Raw genomic sequence first — 6,861 nt, forward strand, 5'->3', positions numbered from 1 at the left:
ACCTACCTTGAAACGCAATCCCTGGAGCCTGCTCACCGCGCGCGGCAAGATGTTTCTGATCGCCGGGCTCGCGGTGGCGATCCTCGCCATCCTGTTCGGCCAGAACGACGTGCTCTGGCTGGCGCTGCTGCTGGTGCTGCTGCCCGCCATCTCGCTGCTGTTCATCGCCCGGACCCGGCTCCGGCTGTCGCTGGAGCGTGGCTTCGACCACGGTGAGATGCCGATCGGTGACACCCTGGAGGCCACCCTGCGGCTGGAGAAGCAGGGCAACCTGCCCGCCGGGTTGCTGCTGTTCGAGGAGAATGTGCCGCCGGCGCTGGGTCGCCGGCCGCGCTTCGGGGTGAACAACGTCTCCGGCAGCTGGCAGCGCGATGTCAGCTATCCGCTGGTCGGCAACCAGCGCGGTCGCTACACCGTCGGCCCGCTGCTGGTGCGCTCCCGGGATGCGTTCAACCTGGTCAAGTTCGATCGTCAGTTCACCGCGACCTCCGAGGTGCTGGTCACCCCGCGGATCCATCCGCTGGCCCCGATGGACAACGTCACCGGCGGCGGGTCCTCCGGTGAGGTGCACCCGCAGCGCCTCGGTGTGATCGGCTCCGACGACGTGCTGATCCGCGAATACCGGCAGGGCGACGACGTGCGCCGGGTGCACTGGCGCTCCACCGCCCGGCGCGGTGAGCTGATGGTGCGCCGCGAGGAGCAGGCCTGGGATCCGAGCGTGACGCTGATCCTCGATTCCCGCGCCCGGGCCCATGGTGGGCCGGGTCGCGAGTCGTCCTTCGAATACGCCGTCTCCTGCGCCGCCTCGATCGCGATGCACTTCGTCGAGCACGGTTTCGCGGTGCACCTCTACGACGCCCAGGGCGACATGCTGCCCCGGGACACCGACCGCACCTTCAACACCACCTCCCAGCACGTGCTGCACTGCTTCACCGATGTGCAGCCGGCTCCGCTGCGGGACCTCTCCGAGGGTCTGCAGTCCTCGCTGCTCGGTCAGCAGGGCCAGCTGATCGTGGCCGTCACCGGCCGGCTCACCCCCTCCGATGCGGAGGCGCTGCTGCGTACCCGCCGGAACCGGGCGCACGGTCTGGCCGTTGTGCTGGACGTGGATTCGTTCGTCTCCCGCAATGAGCGCGCCGACGAGGAGGCCCGTGCCGCGCACGAGCAGGCGGTGCAGATGCTGCGCAATCAGATGTGGCGGGTCGCCGAGGTGAAGCGCACCACCCCGATCACCGATGCCTGGAAGGATCTGGAGCAGTTGGGGGAATACGTCTGATGACGGCACCGACAGCGCCCGCGCGTTCCGCCAGCACGTCCGGCACCCGGACCCCGCGGCTGCAGGTCTCGGACCGCTACGCGGTGGCGATCATGATCGCCTCGATCCTGGCGGCCACCACGTTGATCCCGTTGACCACCGACACCAGTTTCGTGCTGCTGTCGGCGATCGGCGTCATCGCGCTCGGCCTGGTCGGCGCCGTGCTGCGCCGACTGCGGCAGCCCGAAGGACTGGTGCTCGGCATCCAGTCGGTGGTGCTGCTGGGCTATCTCTTCGCGGTCTCGCTCGCGCTCGGCGACGGCGGCAATGTCTTCGGCAACTTCGTCGGCCTGTACGCCCAGGCGACCGAGCACATGCGCACCCAGCCGGCCCCGATGGCGCCGAATCCCGGGGTGACCCTGCTCTTCGTCACCGCCGTCGGGGTGATCGCGCTGCTCACCGATGTGCTGGTGCAGGGCATCGACCGGCCGATGTGGGCGATCGCCCCGCTGGCCGCGCTGTTCCTGGTACCGGCGCTGGCGCTGACCACCCGGGTGCCGATCTGGACCTTCCTGGCCATCGCGGTCGGTTATCTCGGCGTGCTGCTGGCCGAGGGCATCAACACCTCCGAACGCTGGCCCCGAGGGGTACGCCGCAGCGAGCACGACCGCGGGTCGGGCCCGCTCGCCTGGCAGCTGGCCGCCCTGGTCGCGATCCCGGCGATCGTGCTCTCGCTGGCCCTGGGCAGCCTGGCCCCGACCGTGCCGTTCAACGGCTGGGGCGGCAGCCGGCCGCGCGGTGAGGGGCCGCTGCAGATGACCGACCCGACCCTGGATCTGCGCCGCAACCTGAACCAGCCGGAGGACCGGGTGGTGATGACCTATCGCACCGACCAGCCGGGCGGGGTCTATCTGCGGATGGCCTCGCTGCCGATCCTGGACAACTCGGGCTGGCACAACGCCGGCATGCAGCTGACCAACGGCCGGGACCTGCCGCCGGCGCCGGGATACCGCGCCGTGCCCGGCCAGCCGACCCGGACCACCCAGATCCAGATCGCCGACTTCCGCTCGGAATACCTGCCGCTGCCGTTCGCCCCGGACAGCTTCGAGGCACCCGGCAACTGGGCCTACGACCGGGACTCGCTGGTCGTGCTGGCCACCGGGGACAACCGGCTCGAGGCGACCCGCGGGTTGAACTACACGGTGCGCAGCACCGACATCGAGCCGGACGGCCGCGGACTGTCCAACGCCCAGGTCTCCAACCCGCCGGACAGCCCCTATACGGTCCCGGTCCCCCAGGACGTGCCCGATGACATCCTGAACCTGGCGCTGCGGATCACCAACGAGGCGCCCACCCCGGCGCTCAAGGCCGCGGCGATCCAGAAGTTCCTGCGCACCGACGGTGGGTTCACCTATTCGACCGAACCGCAACCGGGTGCGGGCTACCAGGCCCTGCAGAACTTCCTGTTCGTCGACAAGAAGGGCTACTGCGAGCAGTTCGCCGCCTCGATGGGGCTGATGGCCCGCGTGGTCGGCATCCCGTCCCGGATCGGGGTGGGCTTCCTGCCCGGCGAGCGACAGGGCGATGAGTGGCAGGTGTCGATCCGCGACGCGCACGCCTGGCCCGAGCTGTGGTTCGAGGGCTATGGCTGGGTCCGCTTCGAGCCGACCCCGAGCGTCGCGCAGCCGCCGTCGTGGACGGTGCAGTCGACCAACACCAGCAACGAGCAGCAGCCGGGCGCCTCGGCCACCCCGGCCCCGGCCGAGACCCAGGCGCCGGCGCCGGAGCCGACCCCGACCCCCGAGCCCACCCCCGAGGTGGCGGCCCCGGTCGAGGAGAACCAGTTCCCGTGGCGGCGCGTGCTCGGCACCGCCGGTGTGGTGGCGCTGCTCGGCGCCCTGGCCTGTACGCCGATGCTGTTGCGCAACCGGCGCCGCAGCATCCGGCTCTCCGACACCGGCGACCAGTCACAGCAGGTGGAGAACGCCTGGTCCGAGGTCCGGGACTCGGTGGTGGACAGTGGTGCGGACTGGCCGCGCGGTACACCGCGGGTGATCGGTACGCAGTTGGCGCACGATCTGGATCCGACCTCGGCCAAGGCGGTCACCGCACTGGCGCTGACCGTGGAGCGGGAGCGCTACTCCCGGCAGCACGATCTGAATGTCGATCTGCCGGCGGTCACCCATCAGGTGCGCCAGGGGTTGCACAACCGGACCGAGGGCATGGCCAAGTTCCTGGCCGATTGGTGGCCACGGTCGTTGTTCACCCGCCGCCGCTGAGTCGGTACCCGAGTTTGTCAGCGACTATGGCCCGTCCGCGATACGCGGACGGGCCATAGTCGCTGACAAACTCTTCTGCGGGGTCCCACCGGGCACGCAAAAGGCACCCGGGGGATCCCGGGTGCCCTCGTGCTGGGTGGGGGTTCGCTCAGAGGCCGTCGTCCTGGCGGCGGCGCCAGCGCTCCTCCATCTTGTCCATGAAGCTGGAGTCCACCGACTGCGCCTTGGTCGGCGTGCCACCGCCCTTCTTGGCGGTGCTCTGCTCCTGGCGGCGGTAGGCGCTGATGGCGATGATCGTCGAGGCCAGCATCACCACGAAGCCGAGCACCGAGACGAGCCAGTGCAGTCGCATGCCGGCGACCAGCATCCCGCAGCCGATCAGGAACGCGACCCCCGACAGAGCTGCTCGCTTTCGTCGCAGCGTACGAGGCGTTCGCGTGCCGCGCATCGCATGCGCGAGCTTCGGATCCTCGGCCGCCAGGGCAGCCTCCATCTGCTCGAGGAGCTTCTGTTCCTCATCCGACAGAGCCACCGTGTCACCTCCATGTGGGGAACGGTTCCGCGCCACTGTGGAGCGGGTCAAGGCAAAGTCTAGTTCGCGTACAGGGCCAAGGAAACCCACACCTTCAGGGGCATCCCTTACCCGCGCCCGATGTGGCTGGTGTGACTCGTGTGGCGCGTCAGGGCCGCTCGACGGACGGCATCCGGACCGTACCGGGCGACCGCGGCATCCATCGCCCGCTCGGCCTCCCGCCACCCGCGCTCGGGTTCGGCGAGTTCGGGCTGGATGTAGGCCTCCGCGGCCGGTACCAGCCCCTCGACCCGGACACCGACCTTGCGGATCCGGGGACGGGTGAGACCGAGGGACTCCCACAGTGCCGCGGCCCGGGCGTACACCTCACCGGTGCCGTCGGTCGGGGTGCGCAGGGTGCCCGAGCGGGTCAGCTGGCTGTAGTCGGCGAACCGCACCGTGATCACCACCGTCCGCCCGAGCATCCCGGCGGCGCGCATCCGGGCGGTGGTGCGGTCGGCCATCCGCAGCAGCTCCCGGCGGACCAGGGCGTCGTCGTCGGTGTCGCGGCCGAAGGTCTGCTCCGAACCGATGCTGCGCTCGACCGGCCGGGCCAGCACCGACCGGGTGTCCCGGCCCCAGGCCAGCTCGGCCAGCATGCCGCCCAGGTGTGCACCGAGTCCCCGCTGCAGGGTGGCCCGCGGGGTGTGGGCCAGGTCGGCGACGGTCCGCAGGCCGAGCCGGTGCAGCTTTTCCGCGGTGGCCTCCCCCACGCCCCAGATAGCGGTCACCGGCAGCGGGTGCAGGAACTCCACCACCCGATCGGGAACCACCTCGCGCAGCCCGTCGGGTTTGGCCGAGGTGGAGGCGAGCTTGGCGACGAACTTCGAGGGCCCGATCCCGACCGAGCAGGTGATGCCCTGTTCGTCGAAGACCTGGGCGCGGATCAGCTCGCCGATCCGCGCCGGACTCCCGAGCCGGCGTACCGCCCCCGCGATGTCGAGGAAGGCCTCGTCGATCGACATCGGTTCCACCGTCGGGGTGATCGCCTCGAGGATCGCGAAGACCCCGCGCGAGGTCGCGGTGTACGCCTCGAAGTCCGGTGGCAGCACCACCGCCCGCGGGCAGAGCCGGCGCGCCCTGGTCATCGGCATGCCGCCCTCGACGCCGAAGGCGCGGGCCTGGTAACTCGCCGAGAGCACCACCCCGCGGGTCGCGCCGCCGACGAGCACCGGTTGCCCGATCAGCTCCGGCCGGTGCCGCAGCTCCACCGCGACATAGAAGGCGTCCATGTCCACATGCAGCACGGTGGACCGCCGCGGTCCACTCATCGGGGACACCCCTGGGGTGCTACTCCTTGCGGGAAAGCACGTGGAACCGGGTCGCCGTCTCGATGAACTCGGGTCGTTCGGAGGCCGCCGCCTCCAGCTCGAGCAGTTCGTCGGAGCGGCCCTCGGCGACGGTGGTCGGCACCTGGTCGGAGAGTACGCCGATGCCGTGCTCGGCGATCGGCTCCCAGCCGGCCTCGGTGAGCAGCTCCCGCAGCGTCCCCCGATCCAGCAGGCCCTCGTCGCCCAGCAACCGGGACGCCTCGGCGAAGTTGCCGGCCTCGGCCTGCTTGAGCATCCGCGGCAACCGCTGGGTGATCAGCACGCTCAACAGCCCCCCGGAGGCGACCGCGGCGGCGATGCTGCGCAGCGCCTCGGCGGTGTCCTCGGTGCGCTCCAGCACCAGATGGCAGAGCACCACATCCGCCGAACCGTCGGGCACCACCTCGGCCAGGGTGGTGGTGTCGCCCTGCACCGCCCGCAACCGGTCCCCGAGCCCGGCCTCGGTGGTCCGGCGGGCGGTCGCCGCCAACGCGTCCGGGGAGGGGTCGACGACCAGCACCCGGTGCCCGGCCTCCGCCAACGCGGCGGCCAGCCCGCCGGTGCCGCCGCCCAGGTCGACGACCTCCAGCCCCGTGCCGGCCCCGTGGCGATCGAGCTGCTCGGTCAGCAACTGAACCAGCCACCGCTGGGAGATCGACCGTCGCCGCTGGCCGGTGGGGCGCCCCGCACCCCGGCCCGTCTGCTGGTTCTCGCTCATCCTGCCTCCTCGAGGTGGAGGATATCGGCCGGTGCCCGGTGAAGTTGCCGGACCCGGCGTCGCGGCTTAGGTTGAGCGACGAACACCCCTCGACCAGCCGACCCGCAGGAATCCGATGCCCCAGCTCCGCACCGCCCTCCCGGCCGCCGCCTGCGGGTTGCTGCTGCTCGCCGGGTGCAGCGGCAGCCCGAGTGCTGCGCCCACCGCACCGAGCGTCCCCAGCGCGCCGGTCGCCACCACCACCGCCTCGCCCACCCCGACCGTCTCGCCCACCGCGACGCCGACCCACGCGAGCAGCGCCGGCAGCTCGGCCACCCCGGCGCTGAACGACCCCGCCCCGGTCCGGCTCGACGGGCTCGCCGTCGGCCCGGGTGACCGGTTCACCGTCCGGGGCCGCCTGCTCGACCAGGCCGGCCAGCCGATCGTCGGCGCGGTCGGTGAGTTCTATCTGGAGGGCACCGGGCGGAATCTGGTGCAGGGGTACGCGACCGGTGTCGACGGCAGCTTCTCCGCCAGCTTCGGGCCGGCCGAGGCGCCGCCGGAGGCGACCCTGATGATGTACTACCGCGGCGACGACCAGCACGCCGCCACCTCCTTCCTGATCCGTAAGGGAATCCCGCGTCCCACGCCGGCCGCCCCACCGAGCCCGGCCGCGACAACAGCACCCGCACCGGCGCCGGCACCGAGCAGCGCCCCGGCCGCGCCGCGACCCCGACACCCAGGCCTAC

5 protein-coding genes and 1 pseudogene are annotated in these 6,861 nt (G+C 71.4%); 3 read left to right on the forward strand and 3 right to left on the reverse strand.

The features are described from left to right. The first annotated feature begins 7 nt into the window (after positions 1-7). Both BI335_RS20050 and BI335_RS20055 read left to right on the forward strand, forming a co-directional pair. Positions 8-1,276 (forward strand): DUF58 domain-containing protein, encoded by a 1,269-nt coding sequence (locus BI335_RS20050; RefSeq protein WP_166646709.1) that lies wholly within the window; start codon positions 8-10, stop codon positions 1,274-1,276. Continuing rightward, positions 1,276-3,534, forward strand: coding sequence for a transglutaminase family protein (locus BI335_RS20055; protein ID WP_094425936.1), 2,259 nt, complete (start codon positions 1,276-1,278; stop codon positions 3,532-3,534). The genes BI335_RS20050 and BI335_RS20055 overlap by 1 nt, the downstream gene beginning before the upstream one ends. Positions 3,535-3,682: 148 nt before the next feature. Here the strand turns inward: BI335_RS20055 and BI335_RS20060 are convergent, their stop codons facing one another. The 3 genes from BI335_RS20060 to BI335_RS20070 all read right to left on the reverse strand — a co-directional run bounded on the left by BI335_RS20060 (position 3,683) and on the right by BI335_RS20070 (position 6,133). Next, a complete protein-coding gene (locus BI335_RS20060) occupies positions 3,683-4,066 on the reverse strand; it encodes a DUF3040 domain-containing protein (protein ID WP_094361069.1) in 384 nt (127 codons plus the stop codon). A gap of 107 nt (positions 4,067-4,173) precedes the next feature. Then, positions 4,174-5,376 carry a DNA polymerase IV gene (dinB, locus tag BI335_RS20065; protein WP_094433141.1) on the reverse strand — a complete coding sequence of 401 codons (1,203 nt, stop codon included), beginning with the start codon at positions 5,374-5,376 and terminating at the stop codon, positions 4,174-4,176. A gap of 19 nt (positions 5,377-5,395) precedes the next feature. Then, positions 5,396-6,133 (reverse strand): methyltransferase domain-containing protein, encoded by a 738-nt coding sequence (locus tag BI335_RS20070; RefSeq protein WP_094361073.1) that lies wholly within the window; start codon positions 6,131-6,133, stop codon positions 5,396-5,398. A 115-nt stretch (positions 6,134-6,248) separates the two neighbouring features. On the opposite strand from BI335_RS20070, the pseudogene BI335_RS20075 reads away from it, so the two are divergent. After that, positions 6,249-6,861 (forward strand): annotated as a pseudogene (locus tag BI335_RS20075) (hypothetical protein); the annotation flags it as partial.

This window comes from Enemella evansiae (assembly GCF_002250705.1).
GTDB classification, from domain to species: domain Bacteria; phylum Actinomycetota; class Actinomycetes; order Propionibacteriales; family Propionibacteriaceae; genus Enemella; species Enemella evansiae.